Raw genomic sequence first — 24,914 nt, 5'->3', positions numbered from 1 at the left:
GACTCCGCCTTACGTGCCTTGATATTCATATCCGTGAAAGTGAGGTGAGTAAATTCCTCGGCTCCCGGTGGGATTTCCCCTGCCCGGATTCGACACCCGTCGGAACCCGGAAGCGTGGAACGCGCGCCGGGATTCGACACTCGTCCAGCACGACGGCCAGCGCGAGGAGAATGTCTGTGCGTACCTGGAAGAGGAGAGCGCTGCTGCCCGCAGCCGCCCTTCTGGCACTGACCCTGCCACTGAGTAGCAGTCTCGTTTTGAATTCGGCCGCCAACGCGGCCCCGCGTATCACCACGCCCGAGCAGTTCTTCGGCTTCCCGCTCGGCGCCGAAGGCAAGCTCGCCCGCTGGAACGACCTCATGAGGTACTACAAGCTCGTCGCGGACCGGTCCGACAAGGTGCTCTACCAGGAGATCGGCAAGACGGCGACCGGGCGGCCGTTCCCCCTCCTCACGGTCAGTTCACGGGACAACCTGAAGAACCTCGACCGGATCAAGGAGGTCAACAGGCGGCTCGCCGATCCGCGTGGTCTGACCGAGGCGGAGGCCAGGAAACTCGCCGCGCAGAGCAAGCCGGTCTTCCTGCTGGAAGCCGCTATCCACTCCACCGAGGTGGGCACCGCGCAGGTCATTCCGAACATTCTTCACCGGCTCGCCGACGAGAAGTCGGCCACAGTTTCGGAAATCCTCGAAAACGTGGTGCTGCTCATCGTCCCGGCGCAGAGCCCGGACGGTACGGAGTGGGTGGGTGACTATTTCAACGAGACCGCCGGCACCAACTACGCTCGCACGTATCCCGATCTCTACCAGAAATACATCGGGCACGACGACAACCGTGACTGGTTCATGTTCACCCAGCCCGAGACGCAGATCAGCGTCGCCCTGCAGAACGAGTGGAAGCCGCAGGTCGTCCAGAACCTGCATCAGATGGGCAACGCCCGGGGCCGGATCTTCGTCCCGCCGTACCTGTCGCCGAACGACCCGAACATCGACCCCATCACCGTCCAGCAGACCAACTCCCTCGGCATGGAGATCTCCCGGAGCCTGACCGCCGAGGGCAAGAAGGGCGTCAACTGGGGCTCGACCTACGACTACTGGACTCCGTCGCGTCAGTACATGACCTACCACGGCGCGCCGCGCATCCTGGTCGAGGCGGCGAGCGCGCAGGACCTCGCCTACACCTACCGGAGCAGCGACGGCGGTCCCATCGGCCCGCAGGAGCCGGACACCAACTTCATCGAGCCGTACGACCAGTCCACCTGGACGTTGGCGCAGATCGTCGACTACCTCGACACGTCGGTCTTCGGCGCGTTGAGCAACGTCGCCAAGTACCGGACCGAGTGGCTCTACAACTTCTACCGCACCCAGCGCAACGCGATCGACCCGAGCGCCGACAAGCCGTTCGCCTACGTGGCGCCGGCCGGACAGCGGGATCCGTTCGCCACGTACGAACTGCTCAAGACGCTGCAGACCGGCGACGTCGAGATCGAGAAAGCCATCTCCGACTTCACCGCGAACGGCAAGCGGTACGAGGCCGGCTCCTGGATCATCCGGTACGCGCAGCCCTACGGCCGCTTCGCGAAGACGCTCCTGGAGACCCAGGACTACCCGGACCTGCGGGAGTACCCGGGTGGCCCGCCGCAGAACCCGTACGACGTGACCGCGCAGACCCTGCCGATGCTCCTCGGCGTCCAGGTCGACACCATCGCGAAGCCCTTCACCGTCTCGACCAGCCGGGTCAAGAAGGTGCAGCCGGCCGCCCCGGCGTTCCCCGGCGACCCGGGCAACCGCGGCGCCTACCTGGTCGGCCCCGAGTCGTACGGCGCGCCGATGATGATCGCGGCGTTGCAGAAGGCCGGTGCGGAGACCTTCCGCGCCAGCGCCGAGTTCTCGGCCGGCGGGCGTAGCTACGCCCCGGGAACGCTGATCGTCGAGCCGAGCAAGGCGGCCCGGACCGCGCTGCAGGACGCCTCCCGGAAGACCGGCATCCCCGTCTTCAGTGTCGGTCAGGCCCCGCGGGTGGCCGCGGAGCGGCTCAAGGACAACACCCGGGTCGGGCTCTTCCGCGGCGTCAACAACATCCCCGGCGGCTGGATGAAGTGGCTGTTCGAGCAGTACGACATCGGCTTCAAGGAGGTCGTCGCCGCAGACTTCGCCGGCGACCTCAACGCCAAGTTCGACACGATCGTGCTGCCGGCGGGGATCAGCCGGGCCGACATCGTCTCGGGGCTCAACCGGGACCGCTACCCGGCCGAGTGGGCCTGGGCGTACGGCGTCGGCGAGGCCGGCTGGGCGGAGCTGCGCAAGTTCGTCGAGGACGGCGGGACCCTGCTGGCCATCGGCGACTCGGTGGCGACGGCACGCCAACTCGCCTCGTTGCCGATCACCCCGGCGCTTCCGACCGACGAGCACGTCTTCTTCTCACCCGGCAGCATCCTCAGCCAGCGGTTCGACACCTCCGACCCGGTGGCCTGGGGGATGCGTCCCGACACCCCGGTCTGGTTCGGCGAGAACGACCAGGCGTACGACGTCGAGGGCGGCGACGTCGTCTCCTCGTTCCCGCAGTCGGGCGAGCAGTTGCAGAGCGGCTGGCTCATCGGCGGCGAACACCTCAACGGCAAGGCCAACATCGTCAAGCACCAGGTGGGCGATGGCCTGATCGTGACGTTCGGTAGCGAGCCGACCTTCCGCACCTGGTCCCGCGACCCGAGCAAGCTGCTGTTCAACGCGATCTACCACGGTCCCTCGACCACGGTGGACGCAGCCGAGCTGCCGGACGCGCTGCGCGGCTAGACAGCGGCGCCGGAGCAAGGTTCCGGACGCGTTTCGAAGGGGGTCGCGTCCTGCCGGGCGCGGCCCCCTTCACCCCGACACCGGTTCGCTGGCAGACTGTCGCGGTGTCGGTGACAGCGGAAGCGCGCCGTGCTGGGCGAAGCCCCGTTCTCCTGATCGGGGTCGCGGGCGGGTGGCTCTCCCTGCTGGTCTGCAACTACCTGGCGTACCCGTTGCTCGACGTGCTGTCCTTGCTTGCTCTGCCGGTGCTGGCCGGGTGCTGGCTACTGGCCGTGAGCACCTCCGTCGCCGCGCTGGTCGTACTCCTGGTCAGGCGGGCGTACGTCTGGGCGGCCGGTGCCCTGGCCCTCGCCATCGGATCCGGGCTGATCCTGCAGACGACCGACTGGGAACGTGCGTACGTCGACAGCCAGTTCCGGCTGCACCGGAGCCAGTTGGCCGAGTTGGCCGCTGGTTATCGGGTCGGCGAGCCGCCTCCTGATGTCGCATTGCCGTGGCGGCTCAGGTACCTGTCCATCGACGGGCAGGCGCATGAGCGCGATGGCGCGTTGTACCTGCCGGTGTGGCAGGACTGGCGGGCCGAGAGCGGAGTGGGCCTGGCGTACTTCCCGACCTCACCGACTCCGGACGCCGTGATCGCCACCGCGTCCGGCGACAAGGGAAAGCCGGTGCGGTATCTCGGCGACGGCTGGTGGTGGATCGCCTAGGTGTAAGCCGGCCATGCCCCCCACGCCGATACCCGGGTCAACGTCGACTTCCGCGATCGTTCGACACTGTGGGGCATGGAGTTCCTGTGCTACCACCGTGATCGATCCGACTCGCTGACGCTGCGCGACGAGCTGCTCGGAGCGCACTGGTCCTACATGGACCGGTACGCGACGGAGATGATCGCTCGTGGCCCGACGTTCAGCGATGACGGCGAACTGCCCACGGGCAGCGTGCACATCGTCGAGCTACCCGACCCGGCCGCCGCCCGTGCGTTCGCCTTCGACGAGCCGAACTACCAGGCCGGTGTGTACCGCGATGTGCTGCTACGCCGGTGGCGCAACACGTTGGGACGTACCATGTGGGATTTTCCCGGAGGGCGGTCCGGCGGGGACCGGTACCTGGTGCTCGGCCTCGGCGCCGGGCAGGCCGTCGACCTCACCCCGCCGGGCGACCCGGACGAACTGATCGCCTACGGGCCGCTGCTGTCCGACGACGGTGCCACCTGGCTGGGTACCGCGGCACTGGTCCGCGCGCCAGCCCCGGACGCGGCGCGCGCGATCCTCACGCGGGACCGGTACGCCGAGATCGAGGTGCACAACTGGCGGTTCGGCGGGCGACCGTCATGACCGGCGGCGGTCCCGCCGCGCCGTCGGCGGCAGGCGCGGCCACGGAGGCGAACCTGACCTTGACGCACGAACGCGGAGCGTGAAACTGTCGGATGATCTTGGCAGTGAGATTCTGTGCTGATCGGGGAGGGGACATGCGCCGAAGGCGTGTCTACGGAGGACTCGTTGCGCTGCTCGTGGGCTCGACGACGGTGGCGATCGGCCCGGCGGCCGGTGCCAGCGCGAGCGGGGCGCCCGGTGACGCCTGCGCGCCGGTCGTGACGGCGGCCCGACCAGCGGTGGGTCTTCAGCAGAAGTGGGCACACTTCGGGGACGGCGCCGGTGCGGGGGAGTGGGCCGGTGGCGACGGCACCTACTCGGCGCCACTGCCGGACGGCCGTACCGCGTGGCTGTTCAACGACACGTTCCTGGGCCCGGTGGGTCCCGGCCGGAGCATCACCCCGCACGCGCCGGTGCACAACACGATCGTGACCGCGCACGGCCGAAGCGACCGGCCGACCGAGACCCTCCTGCGGGGAACCCCGGAGAACCCGCTGCCGATCGTCGGTCCGGCCGGCACCGACGACCCGTGGTACTGGAACGGCGACGGCATCGTCGACGACGGCAAGCTGTACGTCTTCGAGTTCCAGCAGCAGGCCGCCGGCGAGGGCCACTTCGGCTTCGAATGGATCGGGACGGACCTGGCGTCCCTGTCGTTGCCCGATCTGCGGCTGCAGCAGGTCGCACCGACCTATGACGCGCACGGCATCCAGTGGGGTGTGGAACTCCTCCGCGTGGGCGAGTACATCTACATCTACGGCGTGGGATCGCAGTGGCCGGGCAAGCAGGCGCACGTCGCGCGGGCCCTGGCCGGTCACCTCGACGAGGCCTGGGAGTTCTACACGGGCAGCGGCTGGTCCCCGAACGAGGGCGACTCCGTGTCGATCCTCGACGAGGTCGGCTCGTCGTACGGCGTCGCCGAGGTGCAGGGCCGGTACGTGTTCGTCACCACGGACAGCTACCTCGGCTCCAAGATCTACGTCCACACCGCGTCGACGCCGTTCGGCTTCGCCGGTACGGAGCGGGTGCAGGTCTACGACACGCCGGAGGGCCAGCCGGAGTTCGACGCCGACGCCGACGGCGACATCTACACCTACAACGTGGCCGTACACCCGACGCTGGGCGACGGGAACAACCTCGTCGTCTCGTACAACGTGAACAGCACGAGCATCGCGGACCTGTACGGCGACATCAGCAACAACCGGGCGCGATACCTGGACCTGCGCTTCGCGTCCGCGCACCGCCCCTGCGGGTAGTCCTCGGTCGGCAGTGGCTCGACGGGTACACCGCCGGCTGCCATGGCGGACCCGACCAGGGCCGGGGACCCGGGGGACGTTTCGTCAGACGGTCACGCGTCGCGCACTGCGGAGGCCGGCGCACGCACCATGAAGACGTCCACCGGGTCCTCGGCCTCGAGCGTGAATCCGTGCCGCTCGTACAGCCGGCGGGCCGGGCTGCCCTGCAGCACGTTGAGCCGGACCGTGGCGCCCTCGCGGTCGCACCGCTCCAGCAACCCACGGAGCACTGCCGTACCGATGCCGCTGCCCTGCAGGTGCGGGGCCAGGTAGAAGTGCTCCAGCCAGTGGCCGTCCTCGGCCGGGCGCAGCGCCACGCAGCCGGCGAACTCGCCGGCCACCTCGATCACCCGGGTGTGCGCGGGCGCGAACCCGTCGCGCAGGCGCTGCCGCACCCGCCGCTCGTCGTACCGCCCGAGCCGCTCCAGATCCTCCCGCAGCACCACGGCCCGCAACTCGGCCGCCGCCTCGACGTCCGCCGCCGAGGCCGGTCGAGTCTCCCAGTCCACCATGATCATCAGGCTAACCCGCCCAGCGTGTCCCGCCCGCGTTGATCCGCTGGTTCCGCGTGGTCGCCGATCGACTCGGGTTTCCTGGAAAGTCGGGGTGTCCGGGGCAGCCGGATGCCCCGACTCCAAGGAACCCGAGCCGACCATCGGGCGCCGGGAGGTCACGGATCGACAGGGCTAGAGGTTGAGACCGCCGGAGACCTCGATGTTCTGGGCCGTGACCCAGCGCCCCTCCTCGGAGACCAGCGTCGCGATCATCATGCCGATGTCGTCCGGCTCGCCGACGCGACCCAGCGCGGTCCTCGCCGCGAGTTCGGGGACCACCTCGGGGTACTTCTCGAAGGCGTCATCGGCGAACCGGGTCCGGGTGGCGCCGGGCGCGACCGAGTTGACCCGGATACCGCGCGGGCTGAACTCCTTCGCCATGTACTGGGTCAGCACCGTCAGGCCCCCCTTCATGGAGCCGTACGCCGAGTAACCGGCCGTCATACCGGAGTGCAGCGCGGCGTTGCTGGTGACGTTGACGATGGCGCCGCCGTCGGCCAGCAGTGGCAGCAGGCTCTGGGTGAGGAAATACGGCCCCTTGAGCAGGACCCGCATGAGCCGGTCGAAGAGTTCCTCGGTGGTGTCCTCGAACATGGCCATCTCGCCGATGCCGGCGTTGTTCACCAGGATGTCGAACGTGTCGCGCTGCCAGGTGTCGCGCAGCGCCGCGCCGACCGCTCCCAGGAAGGCCGGAAAGGTCTCGCTCCGGCCGAGGTCCAGTGGCAGCGCGACAGCGCTGCCACCCTCCTTCTCGATGTGCGCGACCGTGTCCAGCGCCCCGGCCTGATTTCTGCCGTAGGTCAGGATCACACCCACGCCGCGCTTGGCGATCTGGATTGCTGCGCTCTGTCCGATGCCGGAGCTGGCGCCGGTGACGATTGCGATCCGCATGGTTCGCCTACCTGTTCATTCGTGGAGCGCCGTGACGCTCCGAGGAATCGGGGTTGGCCCAATACCACCACCGGACCAGCGCGGAAAGTAGAACGATGCTCTTGGACTCTTGCACGATCCTCTAATGGTGGAGACCACTCGCCGCATGCTTAGATCAGCCCGTGTACCTCGACGAGCTGCGTGCGTTGCTCACCCGCCATGCCCGCCCCGATGGCACCACCGCCATCGACGGAGTCCTCATCTCGAAGGTCGAAGCGGCGGATCCGCCGTCGGCGTCGATGACCGGCACGGTGTTCGCACTCATCGCGCGGGGGGCGAAACGTCTCGCGCTCGGCGACCGGGTGTACGACTACCACGCCGGTCAGTTCCTGGTCGCGTCGGTCGACCTGCCGGTCACCGGACACTTCACCGAGGCCAGCCCGCAGCTCCCGGCGCTGGGGTTCGGCATGACGCTGGAGCCGGCCGCCGTCGCCGAGCTGCTGTTGCGGGCCGCCCCCGGTGACCTTCCACCGGTGACCGGCCCTCCGCCGCTGGGCATCGCGGTCAGCGACGCGTCCGACGACCTGCTGGACGCGGTGGTCCGGCTCCTGCGTCTGCTCGAGCGCCCCCGCGATGTCGCGGTGCTCGCCCCACTGATCAAACGGGAGATCCTGTGGCGGCTCATCAGCGGTGAGCAGGGCGCAGCGGTCCGGCAACTCGGCCTCGCCGACAGCAGCCTCGCGCACATCTCGCGGGCGGTCCGGTGGATCCGCGACCACTACACCCGCTCGTTCCGCGTGGAAGACGTGGCACGCATGGCCGGCATGAGCACCTCCGCCTTCTATCGCAACTTCCAGGCGGTCACGGCGATGAGTCCGATCCAGTTCCAGAAGCAGATCCGGCTCCACGAGGCCCGGCTGCTCCTCGCCATGCGCTCCAGCGATGTCACCGGCGTCGGTCATCGGGTCGGCTATGACAGCCCGTCGCAGTTCAGCCGCGAGTACCGCCGTCAGTTCGGCGTCCCCCCGAGCCAGGACGCGGCCCGCCTGCGCGGCACGACGCCCACCTCGACAGGTGACCCCACCCCGGCCCTGCCCTGAGGAAGCGTGGTCGGGGCGTCGGCTCGTGGCTCCAGGCAACGAGCGTCCATACGGGACGGATCTGCCGAGCGCGGCTTGCGCCCGTGCTCCCCGACGCCCGGGCACGTCGCGGGGAGGCGACCGGGCCGGGTTCTGGTGGATCGATCCGGCGGGGCGACACGAGGCCCGTTGTGATAACTTCGCCGACGCCGTGCGCTGCTGCGAACCGAGGAGGTGAGACCGATCAACGCTGTGACAGGTCGGGGCTCCCTCCCGCGCGTGGCCTAGGGAGTGCCCGCAGAAGGCATCCCGAAAGGCTTGGAACGCTATGCGCTTCATTGCTGAGACATCGTCCGACGGCATCTCCGAACAGCTCTTCACGCTCGGCGAGATTCCTGGCGTGCTGTGGACGCGAGAAAACGCCGCCGGTACTCGTCCCCTGATCCTGATGGGATACGGCGGCGGCCAGCACAAGAAGGCCCCCGGCGTCGTGGCCCGTGCCCACCGCTTCGTTGCCGAGGGTGACTTCGCGGTGCTCGCGGTCGACGTGCCCGGCCACGGCGACCGGCCGAAGGACGAGGAGTACGACCGGATCGCGACCGAGAACCAGGCCCGCGTGGAGGCCGGCGAGGATCTGGCTCCGCTTATCGCCGACTTCCAGGCGCTCGTGGCCCGGCAGACCGTCCCCGAATGGCGGGCGGCCTTGGACGCGGTCCAGGAACTCGAGCACGTCGGTGCCGGCCCGGTGGGCTACTGGGGCGTGTCGCTGGGCTGCGGGCTCGGCGTACCCTTCGTCGCCGCCGAGCCTCGGGTCCACGCGGCGGTGCTCGGCCTGGCCGGGGCGTTGGCCTCGGCCGAGGCCGCCGCGCGGATCACCGTCCCGGTGCAGTTCCTGGTGCAGTGGGACGACGAGCGGGTGCCGCGAGCCCAGAGCCTGGCCCTGTTCGACGCCTTCGCCTCGGCCGAGAAGACGCTGCACGCCAATCCCGGCAAGCACGGGGACATCCCGGCATTCGAGCTGGACAGCACCCTACGGTTCTTCATCCGGCACCTCGGCCGGTAGCCGCACCGTCGGCAGCTCGCGGCGCGCCGATCGGGATCCGTCCCGATCGGCGCGTCCGGCGGGCACGGCAGCCTTTCAAGCAGGACCTAGAGGGTCGTCTCACCGGTCAGGCCGAAGAAGTCGTGCCACTTGGCTCCGCCGCCGAACGAGGTGCCGGTGGAGAGTCCGACGTAGACGTCGTTGAGGCTGCCCTTGGTGAACACGACGATGTCGTCCCGGCCGTCACCGTCGAAGTCACCGACCCGGGGCTGCTCCGTCCCGACGGCGAAGAGGTCGTGCCACTTCTGCGACGGGCCGAACGACGTGCGCCGGCCCGGTCAGGGCCGGCGCTGCACCTCACGCGGACCGGCCTGGACGAGGTGCCGCCGTGGCCAGTCGGCCGGGATGCGCTCCAGCACCCCGCCGGCGAAGACGTCCCGCAAACCGAGCGGCTTGAGGTGGACGTATCCGATGTGGCAGTCGCAGATCGAGGTGCCGCACGGCCGAGGCATGAGGGCGGCGCGCCACGAGCCGTCGTAGAGGTTGCCGATCGGGGTCTGGATGAAGTGGCAGCGGCGTACCGTGCCGTCGCCGAGCACGGACACGGCCGTCTCCCCGGCGTGGCAGGGCTGGCCGAGGGACAGGTGCGGCCGGACGCTGTAGCCGAAGTGCGGATCCAGTTCGGTCCAGGTCGCCTCCTCGGTGGCGTCGTAGCGGCGACCTTCGGCGGCGTTCACCCACAGGTAGACCTCCTCGGGCAGGGCGGCACGCAGCGCCCGCGCCTCGTCGAGGTGTTCCGGCAGGCCGACCACGCCGACGGAGTACCGGATGCCCAGTTCGGACAGGCGGGAGCAGCGTCGCAGGAACCGCTCCCGCGTGACCTGCCCGGGATGGTAGGTCGTCCAGAGGGCGGCGGAGCGGGGATCTGCGTCGGCCAGCCAGTCGACGCGGGCGGCCAGGTTGGTCTGGATGACCACCCGCTCCACGTGCGGCAGGTGGGACAGCGACACCATCGCGTCCCGGTACCAACTGCGGGTCAGCCCCTCACCCCACGGCGTGAACAGCACCGACAGGCGTACGTCGGTGGTCTCGGCCACCCAGCCGGTGAACCGGGTCAGCGCGGCCCGGTCCGCGCGCAGCAGTTCGGGCGGGTCGTGCCGCTTGGCGAACGGACAGTACGGGCAGTCGTAGTTGCAGCTCGCCAGCGGCCCGCGGTAGAGGATCGCCAGGTTCACCGCGGCACGTACCCGGTCATCGCGTGGTGGACCTCGGCGGAGGTGAGCCACGGGCCGATGGCGTCGGACCGGGCCAGCCCCGCGGGGGTGAGTCGTAGCCCGTCCGCGGTGGCCCAGCCCCGCTCGACGAGCCCGCCGAGCTGAGGGAAGTCTTCGGTCGGCGGACGACCGAAGCGGGTCCGGTAGGCGTCGGCGTCGACGCCCTCGGCGCGAAGCAGCGACTTGAGCAGCCAACGCCGGCGCTGCTCGGCGCCGTCGAGGTGGAACCCGAACTCGGCGTACCCGAAGTCGTCGGCGGGGCGGGCGAGGTAGTCGTCGAGTACCGCCCGCACCTGGGAGACGCTCACCGCGTAGTCGAACGAGTAGTGCAGCGCGGTGGTGTAGGAGCGGGCGCCGCACCCGAGGCCGACCATGCCGTCGTCCTGGCAGCAGTAGTCCGGGCCGTCCGGCACCGGTGCGTCCGCACGGCGGAACTGCCGCATGGATTCCTGCCGGTATCCGGCCGCGCCGAGGGTGTCCACTGCCTGCCGGTAGAGGGCGAGCCGCTGGGCGTCCCAGTCGGCGCGGGCATGGGCGCGCCGGCCGAGGCCGGTGAGCGGCCGGACGTAGAGCGGGTACAGGTACAGCTCCTCGGGCCGCCAGGCCAGCGCCGCGTCGAGGCTCTGCTGCCAGGTGTCGGCGGTCTGCCCGTCGATGCCGTAGATCAGGTCGATGTTGAGCACCGGGATCCGGGCGTCGCGGATCGCGCCCAGCGCGGCCTCCACCTCGGTCCGGCGTTGCGGCCGGCCGGCGGCGCGGGCCTCGACGTCCAGGAAGCTCTGCACGCCGATGCTCACCCGGGTCGTGCCGTGCGCGGCGAGCACCGCGAGCCGGTCCGGCGTCGCGGTGGCCGGTGAGGTCTCCACCGACAGGGGTACGCCCGGCAGCCGGGCGCCGACCGTGGCGGTGGCGATGTCGAACAGTTCGGTCAGCTCGTCGGCGGTGAGATACGTCGGGGTACCACCGCCGAACGCGGCGCGGACGTACCCGGCGTCGTCGCCGAGCGCGTCGGCGACCCGTTCGGCCTGCCGGCGCAGCTGCCGTAGGTACGCGGTGACCTGCTCCTCCGGCGCGTTGGCGCGGGTGAAGAGGTTGCAGAAGCCGCAGCGCATCTCGCAGAACGGCACGTGCAGGTAGAGGAAGAGCGCATCTCGCGCCTCGGCTCGCCACACGTCTGCCAACCGGGGACGGGGCCGCAGCGGCCGGTACGAGGTCTTGTGCGGGTACGCGTACAGGTACTGCTGGTACGGCGAGCCGTCGAGGCTCGGGTCGGTGCTGGTCACCATTCTCCCGGTTGCAGGGTGAAGTGGGCGTACGGGACGGTCCACACCACGTCGTGGCCGATCCGGTGGCCGGTGTGCCCGTCCTCTCCGTAGGCCGTGCCGTGATCGGAGCAGATGATCGTGAACACCGGCCGGCCGCGGCCGGTGACCAGGTTGAACAACCGGCCGATCCGACCGTCCACGTACTCCAGTGCGGCGGTGTGGCTGGCCAGGCTGTCGACCTCGGCACCGGGTAGGTGGTGCCGGTTGGGCTGGTGCAACGCGGCGACGTTGAGGAAGGTGAACAGCGGCTGCGTAGCCGGCACGCGGGGCAGCACCTCGGCGAGCCGTTCGAGCTGCGCGTCCAGGCAGGTCGGGGAGGTGACCCCGAACTCCGCCTCCCAGTGCGCCTCGGTGAACAGGCCCGGAAGCACCGCGCCGAGCGGGCTGTTCCGGTTGAAGAACCCGACCCCGCCCAGGCAGAGCGTGTGGTAGCCGACGCCGGCGAGCGCGGTCGGCAGGTCCGGCGCGTCGAACACCCAGGTGTCCGGGCCGGACGTTTCGCTGCCCGGGAAGGCCGCCGCGTAGAGCCGCTCGTGCCGGCCCGGTTCCACCGGCGTGGGCAGGAAACCGGCGAAGAAGGCGTGGTGCGCGGCGTAGGTGAAGCTGGCGGGGGAGTGGCGCCTTCCCCACCGGCCCTCCGGCAACGCCCGGACGAGATTCGGGGTACGCCCCGTCGCGGCCAGCTCGGCGGCCACGTCGTAGCGCAGCGTGTCGAGGGTGACCAGGAGCACGTCGTGACTGCCGATCAGGCTCCGCACGCGACCACCTCCCGAGCCGGCTCCGCCCCGAGGGACGCCCGCCACCGCCGCCATCGGCCACTGGTCAGCGCGTGCACCTGCTCGGCGTAGCTGTCGCGCCCGTCGGAAAGCACACCGGGCAGCAGGTCACCGAAGGCGTTGACCTCGGCCACGGCGTGCCGACGCCAGCCGGCCAGGAACATCAGGTCGATCCCGACGTGCAGCGAACCGGGGAAGCAGGCGGCGACCCGCTCGCACGTCTCCATCGCCGCCGACCAGCCCCGCGGTCCGACCGCGGCCCGCAGCTCGCCGAGGTCACCGCGCGCGTTGCCGAGGTGCAGATTGGTCAGCGGCCCGTGGGCGGCGCGGACCACCGCGTGCGTCGGCCGCCCCGCGACGACCAGCACCCGCACGTCGACCACCCGGTTGCCGAGGCCGGCCTTCGGCAGCCACCGTTCGACGTGCAGGCCGTCCGGCGCGAGCCGGTCGACGATCGCCGCGATCTCCGGCTCGTCGGTGTAGCTGCGCACCCGCAGCGAGTTGTACAGCGCGTCCGGGGTGTGTTCGATCGTGGTGATCGCCTGCACCCGCCGGGGGCCGACCGCGAGCGCCAGCACCCCGGCGGCGGACGAGCCGTGCGCGGGCTTGACGAAGACCCTGGCCCAGCCGGCCGCCGCCATCGCCGCCCGCAGCTGGGCGTAGCCGGCGACGGGCGGCAGCGCGGCGGGCACCGGCACCCCGGCCGCCGACAGCAGGGCGTGGCAGCGCCGCTTGTCGCAGAGCATCGCGACGTCCTCCGGCCGGTTGAGCAGGTCCGCGCCGCCGGCGGCCACCCGGGCCAGGCCACCGACCAGACCGGCGTACGCGTCGGCGAGGCCGACCAGCTCACCGTGCCGGGCGGCGGTGGCCGCCCGGCGCAGCATCCGGTCGACCTGCGGGTCCTCCCCGGGCGAGTCCACCCGTACCAGCGCCCCGGCGGGAGGCGGCGCGGCCCCGGCCAGCAGGTCGGCCCAGGGCAGCACCTCGGGCCGGGGCAGGCCGGCGGCCAGCACCGCCCGGGTGAACATCCCCACCCGCCGGTTGTCGGGGTTGCCGACGACGGTCAGCCGCATGTCACTCCGACACCGCCGTGTAACGGTGGCTCTCACCGGCGTACTCGTCGGGCTTCTGCGGCTCGGACACGTCGACCCGGACGTCCGGCAGCGCGGCGACCACCGACGCCGCCACCTCCTCGGACATGAAGTGGTGATGCAGGTCGAGTTCCGCCAAGTGGGTCAACGGTTGACCGGCCAGCAGCGCGGCCGCACCCTCGTCACCGAGGGTGCCCAGCGACAGGTCCAGCCGCTCGATCCGGCGGACCACCGGCGCGGACGCCAGCGCCCGCGCGACCTCGTCGGCGATGTCCGCGTTGCGCAGCCCCAACCGGCGCAGCTGCGAAAACCGTTCCCCGGCGAGCAGCGGCGCCAGGTCCGCGGTCGTCGAGTCGCCGCCGTAGTAGTTGGTGCCGAGCCACAGCTCAAGGTCGGTCAGCGCGGGCAGTTCGGAGTCGAGCACCGCGCCGACGAACTCCCGCGACAGCCCGCCGCTCTCCACCGCCAACTCACGCAGCCGGGGATGCCGGACCGGGGAGAAGCGGAAATCCTCGCCACCGCGTACCCGTAGCACCTCCAAGGCCGGGTACGCCGCCAGCAACTTGCTGACGTCACCGACCTTCATCCAGGAGACCTCACACTCCTCGCCGGTCATGTCGCCGAGGAACAGGGCCCGCAGCGCGGGCAGGCGTGGCGCCGCCTCGCAGAGCTGCTCGATCGGGGCGGGGTTGAACGCGGCGTACCCCCAGGCACCGACGACCAGGGACTCCACCGTCGGACCGGCCTGCGCGACGAACTCCTCGAACGCCGCCTGGAACTCCTCGGAGACCACGTCCTCGTCGTCGTCCTCGAAGTCCCAGCGGGCGATCCGCCACGAGACCGGACCGTCCACGGCCGGAAGCGGGCCCTCCTCGGGGACCTCGACCACCGGCCGGCCGGCGAAGGAGTTCGCGTGGGAACCGAATGCCATCGCCGATCACTCCCCGACCACGGAGTAGTCGTACTGCCCGGCGTCGCGATCTGCGGCGAGGTCCGCGACCCGGAGAACCGTACCGTCCGGCAGGGCGAACCGTGGTGTGCGGCGTGGCACCGGCAGATCGGCGAACGACGACATGTGCGAGCGGATCACGGCAACCTCCGGGGTCGACTGCGACATGGGCGGCGCGACCGTAACAGGCCACCCCGACATGTTGATCACCGGTGGCCTGTCGGCGGGTCCTATGCGGACGGACACCCGCGCCGCACGGCGTGCTCAGCCGGCGGCTGAGCACGCCGCAGTCGTCCTCCTCGGCGTCAGGCCACCGTGGCCGCCCCGATCCGCTCGGAGAACTCGACGAGGCGGTTGGAGAAGCCCCACTCGTTGTCGTACCAGCCGAACACCTTGACCTGGTTGCCGACGGCCTCGGTCAGCGGCGCATCGAAGATCGACGAGTACGGGTTGCCGACGACGTCCGCCGAGACCAGCGGTGCCTCGGAGTACTGCAGGTAGCGCCGCAGCCGCTCGGAGGCGGCGGCCTCGCGGAACGCCGCGTTCACCTCCTCGACGTTCGCACCGCGGCGCAGGACCACGGTCAGGTCGGTGATCGAACCCGTCGCGACGGGAACGCGTAGCGCCGCGCCGGTGAGTCGCCCGTCGAGCTCCGGGATGACCTTGCCGATCGCCTTCGCCGCGCCGGACGACGTCGGGATGGTCGACACCGCTGCCGCGCGGGCCCGGCGCAGGTCGGAGTGCGGCGCGTCGTGCAGCCGCTGGTCGCCCGTGTAGGCGTGGACCGTCGTCATCAGTCCCGACTCGATGCCGAACGCGTCGTTGAGCACCTTCGCCAACGGGGCCAGCGAGTTCGTGGTGCACGAGCCGTTGGAGAAGACGTCATGGCTGTCCGGGTCGAGCCGGTCGTCGTTCACCCCGAGCACGAAGGTGGGGACGTCTCCCTTGGCCGGCGCCGAGATGACGACCTTCCGCGCGCCGCCCTTGAGGTGGGCCGCCGCCGCGACGCCGTCGGTGAAGTGACCGGTGGACTCGATGACGACGTCGGCGCCGACGTCACCCCAGGGAATGTCGGCCGGGTCGGACTGCGCGAAGACCCTCATGCGGGTGCCCTGGACGGAGATCGCGTCGCCGTCGAAGGCGACGCCGTCCAGGTGGCCGGAGATGGAGTCCCACTCGAGCAGGGTGGCCAGCGTGCGCGCGTCGGTGAGGTCGTTGACCGCGACCACCTCGACGTCGGCGTTGTTCGCCAGGGCCGCGCGCAGGTAGGTGCGCCCGATCCGTCCGAACCCGTTGATGCCGATGCGTACCGTCATGCTGTTCAGTTCCTTTTCTTGTCCTTGTGATCGGGCGCGGCTGGTGCCGCCGCCCGGAGCAGGTCGAGGGCGCCGGCAACGGCGTTGTTGAACGGGCCGGGGTCCTGCTGTGCGATAGCGAGTACGTAGCCGCCCTGCAGGACGGCCATCAGGGTGTGGGCGAGGCGCTCCGGGTCGAGGTCGTCCCGCAGTTGGCGTGCGGCGACGGCCTCGCGTAGCACCCTGACCCAGCTGGCGTGGACCTGAGTGAACGCGCGCGCCACCGGGGCGAGCAGCACCGGGTCCTCCCGGACCTGTGGGTCCTGGGTCATCCGGCCGACCTTGCAGCCCTTGAGGGGGTCGCGCGGACGCATCAGATAGGCCTCGATCCGGGCCATCGGGTCGCCCGGGTCGTCGAGTTCGGACGCGGCCGGCAGCAGGTCGGGGATGTTGCGCTCAAGGGCGGCGAGCGCCAGGTCCCGCTTGGTCGGGAAGTGGTGGTACATGCTGCCCTGGCCGACGCCGGAACGTTGGCGTACCTCACGCGGGCTGGTGTCGGCGTAGCCGCGTTCCCACATGAGCTCGCTCATCGTGTCGATCAGGAGTTGGCGCGAATCCACAGGGGCAGTGTACATACCAGTAGGTACAGCCTGCCTCGGTCCCACTCGGTTCCATGACTGGCCCCGGTGCGCACGAGGCCGGCGCGAGGCCCCCGGCGACGTTGCCGGGGACCTCGTCGCCAGTGAGACAGCGCAACCACGGGGAATGTGACAGCGGCGCGTGGTCGCCAACGTCACTGCCGCCCGCCCGGCGTTGGCGACCGAGGAATCTCCGGATCACGATGGTCGGGGGGCGGGAGCCGCGACACGATCCGGACGGGGGCGAGCGATGGCGGATTCCGGTGTGAATCCTGGGCCGGCTGGGGCCGATGATCTCCAAGAGGCCGCCGCGATCTTCACGAGCGTGCGGCCGCGCCTGTTCGGGATCGCGTACCGCATGCTCAGCAGCGCCACCGAGGCCGAGGACCTGTTGCAGGAGGTGTGGCTGCGGTGGCAGACGTGCGACCGCGGCGCGGTGGTCAACCCGGCCGCGTTCCTGGCCACGACGACCACCCGGTTGGCCATCAACGCACTTCAGTCGGCACGGGTGCGGCGCGAGACGTACATCGGACCATGGCTGCCCGAGCCCGTCGACACGAGCGCGGACCCGTACCTTGGGGCCGAGCGCGGGGAGGCGCTGGAGTTCGCCACGCTGCTGCTGATGGAGAAGCTCAGGCCCAACGAGCGTGCGGCTTATGTCCTGCGGGAGGCGTTCGACTACCCGTACGGGCAGATCGCCGCCATCCTGCAGTCGACCGAACCCGCGGTGCGCCAGCTGGTCAGCCGGGCGCGCAAACACATGACCGAGGAGCGGCGTACGCCGGTGAGCGCGGCCGCCCAGCGGGAGCTGCTGACCACCTTCATCGCGGCGGCCCGCTCCGGCGACATGGCCGCGTTGGAGCAGCTCCTGGCCGCGAACGTGACCAACATCGCCGACGGCGACGGCAGGGTGCGGGTCTCCCGGCGGCCAGTGGTGGGAGCGGAGCGTGTGGTCAAGTACCTGGCCGCGATCGCCTGGTTCTGGGAGAGCGTCGAGGTGCGGTGGGTGACGACCAACGGGCAGACGTCCGCCGTGCTGCGGCAGGACGGCGAGGTCTACGGGCTGATCACGGTCAGCGCCTCGACCGAGGGCATCGACCAGGTGCTGTGGATGGTGAACCCCCGGAAGAACAAGGCGGTGCCCGCCCCGGCCTGACCCGCCGTCACGGAACAGCTGCGCCGGCGGCCTCGCCGCTGAGCGCCGGCTGGCCAGCCGCTCCCGGCACGACGGACACCCGCGACCACCGACGGAGCCCGCACGACGCACGACGTGCGGGCCCCGGTCGGGTCGTCAGCGGGCCAGGAACTCCCGGTAGGTGGTCTTGAAGATCACGGCGTCCTCCTTGGCGATGAGCGCGTCACCGGAGGCGGCGGCGAACAGGCCGGCGCTGTTGTCGGTGACGACGGTGCGCTGGTCGCCTCGGGTGGCGAGGGTGATCCGGCCCAGCTCGTCGAGGGGGAAGACCTCGGGGCCGGCGACGTTGCGGGTGCCCCGCAGCGGGGCGCCGACGGCGACGTCGGCCACGGCCTGGGCCACATCCGCCGAGGCCATCGGCTGAATGAGCGTGGCGGGCAGGCGTACGGTGTGCTCGTCGGACGTCCACGACATCGTGGCGTCCATGAACTCGAAGAACTGCGTGGCGCGGACGATCGAGTAGGGCACGGGGCCGGCCTTGAGGATGTCCTCCTGCAGCACCTTGGCCCGGTAGTAGACCAGGTCCGGCACAAGCTCGGCACCCACGATCGAGAGGATCACGGCGTGCCCGACGCCGGCGTCGTCGGCCGCCGCGAGGAGGTTGTCCATCGTCGTCTGGAAGAACGCCGGCGAGGCCTCGTCGAAGGTCGGCGAGTTCGTCAGGTTGACCACGACGTCGGCCCCGGTCAGCGCCTCGGACAGGCCCTTCCCGCTGAGCAGGTCCAGCCCGGTGGACGGGGAGTGCGGCACCGCCTCGTGCCCGCTCGCGTTCAGGATCTTGACCACCTGCGACCCGATGAGCCCGGTACCGCCGATGACAGCGATCTTCATGTTCGTTGGCCTTCCTGATTCCGAAGGATGCTCTCTCGCCTCGTATGACAGGACAGCCTCGGCAGTTGTGACAGCCGGACTCCGATCGCGCGGGCGCGGCGGTCGGTCGGGCTCCCGCCCCGAAGCGAGGGGCTCGGGCCCGCACGACCATTGCCCCGTCGGTGCGGGTTACCCCCGCACCGACGAGGCAATGACCAGGAGGTGCAGCTACTTCTTGTCGATCTTGATCGTCGCCGTGCGGTAGTTGTTGCGCTTGTCGTTCTTCGTCGGGTCGTAGTTCTGCTCGATGTTGCCGGCCGCGTCGACCGAGAACCAGTTGAACGTGGTCGTCTCGGTCACGTGGAAGACCTGACCCGGCTCACGGAAATCGGTCGCCTCGTACCGCTGCGACTGGAGCGTGGGCCGGCTGCCGTCCGTCGTGTAGTAGATGGTGGCCGGCTCGTTCGTCTCGAACCGTACGTCGACGGGCCCGTGGTACTTCCCGCCGCCCGGAACGAGCGTGGACTTCGGGTCCTTCTTGTCCTTGCCCCAGTCCGCCGCTACCCGGAACATCTCCATGATCCCGTTGGCGTACTCCATCGTCTCGGAGTGCCCGCTGACCAGGTCCGGGTCACCCTCCCACGGCGGTTGGAACGAGCCGCCCTGCCAGTTGCCGGTGGCCGGGTTGTAGACCGAACCGCCGACCTCCCAACCAAAGGCGTAGATGCCGTAGGTGTAGTACAGGTCCTCGCGTACGTTGCCGGCCGAGGAGTAGAGGACGTCCGACGAGCCGCCGACGTTCTCCGGCGTCACGACGGTCTCCCGGTACGCCTTGACCTGCGACAGGATCCGACCGGCCGACTGCCAGTAGAAGGCCTCGTCACCCAGCGGCGGGCGAGGCGTGGTGATCCGGCCGTCGGCGATGTACGCGCCCGGCTGCCAGAACAGCTGGCCGCCGTTCGAGTGCACCGACATCATGAACTTGATGTTCCGGTACTTCTCGACCAGCCAGATGATGTTCTTCGACTCGGGCTCGGAGAGCTTCTCCGGGCCCTGGTAGGTGCCGCTGGTGCACACGGACGAGCCACCGGAGTAACCGTCGTGGCCCGAGGCGACCCGGTAGTTCCGGTTCAGGTCGACGCCCCAGGAGTCACGCCGGCCCGGATCGGCGTTCTCGTCCGGGCAGTGGTTCGTCAGGTTCTTACGCTGCGAGGCGAAGTTGTAGAAGCTGTAGTTCGCGCCGTCCGGGTTGTTGGACAGGATGAAGAAGACGTCGGTGTCCTCGACGATCTTCTTGGTCTCCCGGTCGGTCTTGTAGTTGTGCACCAGCCGCTCGGCGGCCTCGAGCGAGGTCGTCGCGGGCACCCACTCGCGGGCGTGGTCCTGCGCCTGGATCAGGACGCCGGGCTTCGTGCCGTCGCGGTGCTTGCCGATCCGCAGGACGGGGATCGTGGCCGGGCCACGGGGCACCTCGCCCTCCGGCGCGCCGGCGCGCTTCTGGTCGAGGAAGTCGGTCAGCGCGACCGGCGCCGACGGCGCGACGATGCCGGTGCCCGCGTTGGTGCGGTACGGGTGCGCCCGGTCGATGAGGCCCGCGGACCGGGTCTCCAGCGCCGCCGCCACCTCGGCGGCCGTGCTCGCGAGCGCGCCGGAGGCGTCCTTCGCGAGCAGGACGCGGATCGCCTTGCCCGTCACCTCGACGGTGAGCGGAAGGTTCGCCCCCGGCCGGTCGACGAATTCGACGGTGATGTCGTTGCCACCCTCGTGGCCCCACGCCGCCGAGCTGACGACCACCGCGGACTCGCCGGTGCCGCCGATCGTCGCCTGCGCCTTGCGCTGGTAGCCGTTCGTCTTGTTCGGCAGGTAGACGATCTCGGCGATGTCCGGGTACTGCTGAGCGATCTCCTTGGCGCGGCCGTAGAGCTGCTGCGGCGTCTTGTAGCCGTCGATGAAGTTCGACTTGTAGCCCGGGTTGTCCGTCAGCGGCGGAGGGGCGTTCTCGAGCCAGTCGGAGACCTTGCCGGTGGTGACGCCGCCGGTCGAGCTCGTGACCCGGATCTGGCTCGGGCGCTTGTCGAGCTTGAACAGGTTCCGGTGGAACATGTACTGCCCGGAGTCGACGAACCGGCTCATCGTCCGGGCGAAGCCGAACGACGTGTCCGGTCCGGAGTCGTTCTCGAGCTGCATCTGGACGACCGGGTCGGCCTGCTGCCCCTCGGTGGTCCGCGCCTCGACGTAGAGGAAGCCCTGCCCCTTGGTGGTGAACCAGTCGGCGCGGACGACCCGTACCGTCTGCTCGTGGTTGAGTGGCTGGACGGCCTGCTTGCCGGCGGCGCGGATGCCGCCGTCGGCCTGCTCGTTCCAGGCGAAACCCTCGTCGCTGCCGAGGATCTTGACGCCCATCGACTGGAGTTCGGTCCGCTGCTCGGCGGTCAGCACCGCCTCGGCCTCGATGCCGGTCGGTACTCGCTTGGCGCCGTGCTCGAGGTCGAAGCCGGCGGCGACCACCTTGTCCAGCATGTCGGCGCCGGTCAGGTGGATGCGTACGAGGCTCACCGCCTCCCGATCCTCCAGTTGGGATCGGTTCGAACCCGCGCTGGCTGTGGAGTGCGTGGGATCCGCGCCCGCGGGCGCGCTCGCCATGAGGACGCTTCCCGCCATGGCGGTCAGCGCGAGAAGCCCGATGCGCACATGTCTGCGTCGCATGCTTCCCTCCTTCTGTTTGCGGCCAGTGGTTGATCTCATGGCACGCCCGTGCGCCGGCCACTCCGCTCCACTTGGGACATTCGCGCTGAATTTCGCCCGCACCAGGCCGTGGCAGGACGGGACCGCGGACGTGAGGCGGATCGGACGGGCGACGGGCGAGCCGAGTGCGGTGATCGTATTCGCATTCCTCACATCGATGTCCGACGTGCTGCGGATTTGAGGATTACTTGAGGCAACGCCCCCGGGCGGGGCTTGCCCGCCAGGTGGGTGCGCGCCGACCCCGGGGCACCGGCGGCCCCGGGGTCGGCCGGTGCTCAGAAGTCGTCGTCGAAGGTGACGCTGCCGGTGACGGCCACCTGGTACGCGGAGACCCGGCGCTCGAAGAAGTTCGACAACTCCTGCACGTCCTGCAGCTCCATGAACGCGAACGGGTTCGCCGAGCCGTAGAGCGGTGCGATGCCGAGTTGGGCGAGCCGGCGATCGGCCACGTGCCGCAGGTACTCCCGCATGTCGCCGAGGGAGAGCCCGGAGACGCCCTGTTCGAGCAGGTCCTCGGCGAACTGCGTCTCGCACTCGACCGCCTCGGCGAGCATCTCCCGCACCTGGCGGACCATCTCGTCGTCGAACAGATCCGGCTCCTCGCGCCGTACGGTCTCCACCACGTCGAAGGCGAACGCCATGTGCATGGACTCGTCGCGGAACACCCAGTTGGTGCCGGAGGCGAGACCGTTCAGCAGGCCCCGGGAACGCAGGAAGTAGACGTAGGCGAAGGCGCCGTAGAAGAACAGGCCCTCGATGCAGGCGGCGAAGCAGATCAGGTTGAGCAGGAACGCCCGGCGATCCTCCCGGGTCCGCAGCTCGCGCAGCTCGAAGATGGAGTCGATCCAGCGGAAGCAGAACTCGGCCTTGCGCCGGATCGACGGGATGTTCTCGATGGCGGCGAACGCCGCGAAGCGCTCCTTCTCGTCGGGTACGTAGGTGTCGAGCAGATTCAGGTAGAACTGGACGTGCACGGCCTCCTCGAACAGCTGGCGGGACAGGTAGAGCCGGCCCTCCGGGCTGTTGACGTGCTGGTAGAGGTTGAGCACCAGGTTGTTGGCGACGATCGTGTCGCCGGTGGCGAAGAACGCGACCAGCCGGGACACCAGATGCCGCTCGGCGGGGGAGAGCTTCGCCAGGTCGGCGAGGTCGGAGTGCAGGTCGACCTCCTCGACGGTCCAGGTGTTCTTGATGGCGTCCTTGAACCGGTCGAAGAAGTGCGGGTAGCGCATCGGCCGCAGGGTCAGGTCCATGCCGGGATCGAGCAGCAGGTGCCGCTCGCCGGTGCCGGTGCTGTCGGTGCGTGGTTGGGGGATCGTGGTCACTGGCAGGCCTCGCAACTCTCGGGGTTCTCCAGGGAGCAGGCCAGCGCCTCGTCGTCGCTCACCGCGACGATCGGCTCGACCGCCTGACCGACGGCGACGGTGGCCTGCTGGATGCGCGTCGCCGGACGCGAGCGCAGGTAGTAGGTGGTCTTCAGCCCGGACTTCCAGGCGTAGAGGTACATCGACGACAACTTGCCGATGGTCGGCGCGCTGAGGAACAGGTTCAGCGACTGCGACTGGTCGATGTAGGGCGCTCGGGCGGCAGCGAGGTCGATCAGCGCCCGCTGCGGCAGCTCCCAGGCGGTGCGGAACAGTTCGCGCACCTCCGGCGGCAACTCGACGATCCCCTGCACCGACCCCTCGGCACGCTTGATCTGATCCCGGATCGCCGGCGTCCACAGCCCGCGTGCCTTCAGTTCACGGACCAGGTACGTGTTGATCTGCAGGAACTCGCCGGACATGGTCTCCCGCTTGAACAGGTTGGACACCTGCGGCTCGATGCACTCGTAGCAGCCGGCGATCGAGGCGATCGTCGCGGTCGGCGCGATCGCGACCAGCAGCGAGTTGCGTAGCCCGTGCGCGGCCACCGCCGCCCGCAGCGCGGCCCACCGCTCGCCCTGGGTGGGCTCGGCGCCCCACAGGTCCGGGTGCAGGTCGCCGTTGGCGGCGCGGGTCTCGGCGTACGCCGGGTGCGCACCGAACCGCTTCGCGAGTCCGGCCGACGTCTCCAGCGCGGTCAGGAGGATCTCCTCCTGCACCCGGGTGGAGAGCTCCCGTGCCTCCGCCGAGTCGAACGGCAGTCGCAGGGTGAAGAACGCGTCCTGCAGTCCCATCAGGCCCAGCCCGACCGGTCGCCAGCGCGGGTTCGACGCCGCCGCCTGCTCGGACGGGTAGTAGTTGATGTCGATGACCCGGTCCAGGAACACCACGGCGGTACGCACCGTGGACCGCAGCTTCTGCCAGTCGACGCCGTCGGCACCGACGTGCGCGCCGAGGTTCACCGAGCCCAGGTTGCAGACCGCGGTCTCGGCGTCGTTGTTGACCTCGAGGATCTCGGTGCACAGGTTGGACAGGTGGATCGTGTTGCCCGGCGCGCCGGTCTGGTTCGACAGCCGGTTGGAGGCGTCCTTGAACGTCATCCACCCGTTGCCGGTCTGGGCGAGGGTGCGCATCATCCGCCCGTACAGCTCCCGGGCCTTGACCGTCTTGACTGCCTTCTTCTCGGCCGCGCGGTACGCCTCGTCGAACTCGTCGCCGTACAGGTCGGGCAGCTCCGGCGCCTCGGTCGGGTCGATCAGCGACCAGTCGCCGTCCGCCTCGACCCGGCGCATGAACTCGTCCGGGATCCAGTTGGCCAGGTTCAGGTTGTGCGTACGCCGCGACTCCTCACCGGTGTTGTCGCGCAGCTCGAGGAACTCCTCGATGTCCGGATGCCACGGCTCCAGGTAGACGCAGGCCGCGCCCTTGCGCCGGCCGCCCTGGTTGACCGCGGCGACGCCGGCGTCGAGGGTCTTGAGGAACGGCACGATGCCGTTCGACCTGCCGTTGGTGCCACGGATCAGCGCGCCACGACCACGCACCCGCGACCAGGAGATCCCGATACCGCCGGAGAACTTCGACAACCGTGCCACCTGGTGGTAACGCTCGTAGATCGAGTCCAACTCGTCGCGAGGCGAGTCGACCAGGAAGCAGGAAGACATCTGCGTGTGCCGGGTACCCGAGTTGAACAGGGTCGGCGAGCTCGGCAGGTACGCCAGCGACGACATCAACCGGTAGAACTCGATCGCCTCCACCGGCGTCTCGGAGAGCCCGCAGGCCACCCGCAGCAGCCAGTACTGCGGTGTCTCCACCACCAGCCGCGACTCCGGGTGGCGCAGCAGGTACCGGTCCGCCACCGTACGCAGACCGAAGTACTCGAACCGCAGATCACCGGTCGGGTCCACGGCCTCGTCCAGCTCGCGTGCGTAGCGGGCCACGAACGCGGCCGTGTCGTCACCGATCAGACCCAGGCCGTGGGCGTACCGGATGGACTGGCTGAAGCTCGTCACGTCCTGCCCGCGGACCTCCTTGTCCACGTACGCGGCCAGCAAACGCGCTGCCAGTCTGGAGTACTGCGGCTCCTCGCCGATCAGCTCGGCCGCCGTCTGGATGGACAGCTTGTCCAACTCCGCGGTGGTCGCACCGTCGTAGAGCCCGCTGATCGTCTTCGTGGCGACCCGCAGCGGGTCCACCTCGTCCAGATCGCTGACCCACCGCTCGACCGCCTCGACGATCTTGTTGACGTCCACCGGCTCGGTGTCGCCGTCGCGCTTGCGCACCCGCATCGCCTGCCGGCGCTGCTCCGGCCCGTCCGAACCGGACCCGGACCTCTCCCGCACGATCGTCATGCCGCCTCCTCGCCTGTCTCCGATGGCCTCGGGCACGCGGGAGAACGCCATGGCGACGGCGGGGTGCGCCGTCCACTTGATGGCGTCGGTCGTCCCACG

The 24,914-nt window shown here is 70.0% G+C and carries 21 protein-coding genes and 1 pseudogene; 7 read left to right on the top strand and 15 right to left on the bottom strand.

The genetic code is table 11. From position 1 onward, the window contains the following. Nucleotides 1–176: 176 nt before the first annotated feature. From BXA10_RS09210 to BXA10_RS09195, 4 genes are all read left to right on the top strand, one after another. On the top strand, nucleotides 177–2,792 hold the full coding sequence (locus BXA10_RS09210) for a M14 family zinc carboxypeptidase (RefSeq protein WP_175649147.1): 2,616 nt from the start codon (nucleotides 177–179) through the stop codon (nucleotides 2,790–2,792). Between the two features lie 104 nt (nucleotides 2,793–2,896). Further along, a complete protein-coding gene (locus tag BXA10_RS09205; protein ID WP_076469743.1) occupies nucleotides 2,897–3,499 on the top strand; it encodes a hypothetical protein in 603 nt (200 codons plus the stop codon). A gap of 75 nt (nucleotides 3,500–3,574) precedes the next feature. Next, nucleotides 3,575–4,126, top strand: a complete 552-nt coding sequence (locus tag BXA10_RS09200; protein WP_076469741.1) for a YciI family protein — start codon at nucleotides 3,575–3,577, stop codon at nucleotides 4,124–4,126. A gap of 134 nt (nucleotides 4,127–4,260) precedes the next feature. Then, nucleotides 4,261–5,421: a glycoside hydrolase family 183 protein gene (locus BXA10_RS09195; RefSeq protein ID WP_139337933.1), complete on the top strand. Its 1,161-nt coding sequence runs from the start codon at nucleotides 4,261–4,263 to the stop codon at nucleotides 5,419–5,421. Between the two features lie 92 nt (nucleotides 5,422–5,513). Here BXA10_RS09195 and BXA10_RS09190 read toward each other — a convergent pair whose 3' ends face one another. Both BXA10_RS09190 and BXA10_RS09185 read right to left on the bottom strand, forming a co-directional pair. Further along, complete coding sequence (locus BXA10_RS09190) at nucleotides 5,514–5,972, bottom strand: GNAT family N-acetyltransferase (protein ID WP_076469737.1); 459 nt, start codon at nucleotides 5,970–5,972, stop codon at nucleotides 5,514–5,516. A 174-nt stretch (nucleotides 5,973–6,146) separates the two neighbouring features. Beyond that, entirely contained in the window at nucleotides 6,147–6,905 is a 759-nt protein-coding gene (locus BXA10_RS09185) for an SDR family NAD(P)-dependent oxidoreductase (protein ID WP_076469735.1), read from the bottom strand. A 161-nt stretch (nucleotides 6,906–7,066) separates the two neighbouring features. Between BXA10_RS09185 and BXA10_RS09180 the strand changes: the two genes are divergently transcribed. Both BXA10_RS09180 and BXA10_RS09175 read left to right on the top strand, forming a co-directional pair. Next, nucleotides 7,067–7,984 (top strand): AraC family transcriptional regulator, encoded by a 918-nt coding sequence (locus BXA10_RS09180; RefSeq protein WP_076469733.1) that lies wholly within the window; start codon nucleotides 7,067–7,069, stop codon nucleotides 7,982–7,984. A 307-nt stretch (nucleotides 7,985–8,291) separates the two neighbouring features. After that, on the top strand, nucleotides 8,292–9,026 hold the full coding sequence (locus BXA10_RS09175) for a dienelactone hydrolase family protein (protein ID WP_076469731.1): 735 nt from the start codon (nucleotides 8,292–8,294) through the stop codon (nucleotides 9,024–9,026). Between the two features lie 86 nt (nucleotides 9,027–9,112). Here the strand turns inward: BXA10_RS09175 and BXA10_RS32100 are convergent. From BXA10_RS32100 to BXA10_RS09135, 9 genes and pseudogenes are all read right to left on the bottom strand, one after another. Then, nucleotides 9,113–9,259 (bottom strand): annotated as a pseudogene (locus tag BXA10_RS32100) (hypothetical protein); the annotation flags it as partial. A gap of 84 nt (nucleotides 9,260–9,343) precedes the next feature. Then, nucleotides 9,344–10,240 (bottom strand): STM4011 family radical SAM protein, encoded by an 897-nt coding sequence (locus tag BXA10_RS09170; RefSeq protein WP_076469729.1) that lies wholly within the window; start codon nucleotides 10,238–10,240, stop codon nucleotides 9,344–9,346. Beyond that, a complete protein-coding gene (locus BXA10_RS09165; protein ID WP_245828186.1) occupies nucleotides 10,237–11,562 on the bottom strand; it encodes an STM4012 family radical SAM protein in 1,326 nt (441 codons plus the stop codon). Before BXA10_RS09165 ends, BXA10_RS09170 begins: the two co-directional genes overlap by 4 nt. After that, nucleotides 11,559–12,362 carry an STM4013/SEN3800 family hydrolase gene (locus BXA10_RS09160; RefSeq protein ID WP_175649146.1) on the bottom strand — a complete coding sequence of 268 codons (804 nt, stop codon included), beginning with the start codon at nucleotides 12,360–12,362 and terminating at the stop codon, nucleotides 11,559–11,561. The genes BXA10_RS09165 and BXA10_RS09160 overlap by 4 nt, the downstream gene beginning before the upstream one ends. Further along, a complete protein-coding gene (locus BXA10_RS09155) occupies nucleotides 12,350–13,453 on the bottom strand; it encodes an STM4014 family protein (RefSeq protein ID WP_084752436.1) in 1,104 nt (367 codons plus the stop codon). Before BXA10_RS09155 ends, BXA10_RS09160 begins: the two co-directional genes overlap by 13 nt. Nucleotide 13,454: 1 nt before the next feature. Next, nucleotides 13,455–14,402: an STM4015 family protein gene (locus BXA10_RS09150; protein WP_076469723.1), complete on the bottom strand. Its 948-nt coding sequence runs from the start codon at nucleotides 14,400–14,402 to the stop codon at nucleotides 13,455–13,457. A 6-nt stretch (nucleotides 14,403–14,408) separates the two neighbouring features. After that, entirely contained in the window at nucleotides 14,409–14,588 is a 180-nt protein-coding gene (locus tag BXA10_RS09145) for a hypothetical protein (RefSeq protein ID WP_076469720.1), read from the bottom strand. Between the two features lie 137 nt (nucleotides 14,589–14,725). Next, complete coding sequence (gene gap, locus BXA10_RS09140) at nucleotides 14,726–15,736, bottom strand: type I glyceraldehyde-3-phosphate dehydrogenase (protein ID WP_076469718.1); 1,011 nt, start codon at nucleotides 15,734–15,736, stop codon at nucleotides 14,726–14,728. A 5-nt stretch (nucleotides 15,737–15,741) separates the two neighbouring features. Continuing rightward, the gene (locus BXA10_RS09135; RefSeq protein ID WP_076469716.1) at nucleotides 15,742–16,335 is read right to left on the bottom strand and encodes a TetR/AcrR family transcriptional regulator; all 594 of its coding nucleotides are present in this window, start codon (nucleotides 16,333–16,335) and stop codon (nucleotides 15,742–15,744) included. 268 nt (nucleotides 16,336–16,603) lie between these two features. On the opposite strand from BXA10_RS09135, the gene BXA10_RS09130 reads away from it, so the two are divergent. Then, nucleotides 16,604–17,509 (top strand): sigma-70 family RNA polymerase sigma factor, encoded by a 906-nt coding sequence (locus BXA10_RS09130; protein ID WP_076469713.1) that lies wholly within the window; start codon nucleotides 16,604–16,606, stop codon nucleotides 17,507–17,509. A 135-nt stretch (nucleotides 17,510–17,644) separates the two neighbouring features. On the opposite strand, the gene BXA10_RS09125 is transcribed toward BXA10_RS09130, so the two are convergent. The 4 genes from BXA10_RS09125 to BXA10_RS09110 all read right to left on the bottom strand — a co-directional run bounded on the left by BXA10_RS09125 (nucleotide 17,645) and on the right by BXA10_RS09110 (nucleotide 24,815). Continuing rightward, on the bottom strand, nucleotides 17,645–18,379 hold the full coding sequence (locus tag BXA10_RS09125; protein ID WP_076469711.1) for an SDR family oxidoreductase: 735 nt from the start codon (nucleotides 18,377–18,379) through the stop codon (nucleotides 17,645–17,647). Nucleotides 18,380–18,586: 207 nt separating this feature from the next. Then, nucleotides 18,587–21,064 (bottom strand): M14 family metallopeptidase, encoded by a 2,478-nt coding sequence (locus BXA10_RS09120; protein WP_076469709.1) that lies wholly within the window; start codon nucleotides 21,062–21,064, stop codon nucleotides 18,587–18,589. Nucleotides 21,065–21,378: 314 nt separating this feature from the next. After that, complete coding sequence (locus BXA10_RS09115; RefSeq protein WP_245828195.1) at nucleotides 21,379–22,356, bottom strand: ribonucleotide-diphosphate reductase subunit beta; 978 nt, start codon at nucleotides 22,354–22,356, stop codon at nucleotides 21,379–21,381. Nucleotides 22,357–22,424: 68 nt separating this feature from the next. After that, a complete protein-coding gene (locus BXA10_RS09110; protein WP_076469960.1) occupies nucleotides 22,425–24,815 on the bottom strand; it encodes a ribonucleoside-diphosphate reductase subunit alpha in 2,391 nt (796 codons plus the stop codon). Nucleotides 24,816–24,914: the final 99 nt, after the last annotated feature.

The sequence above is a fragment of the Micromonospora avicenniae genome, assembly GCF_900156065.1.
Classification (GTDB): domain Bacteria; phylum Actinomycetota; class Actinomycetes; order Mycobacteriales; family Micromonosporaceae; genus Micromonospora; species Micromonospora avicenniae.
The sequence above is the reverse complement of the archived record's forward strand: the minus strand, read 5'-3'. Positions and strand labels throughout refer to the sequence as shown.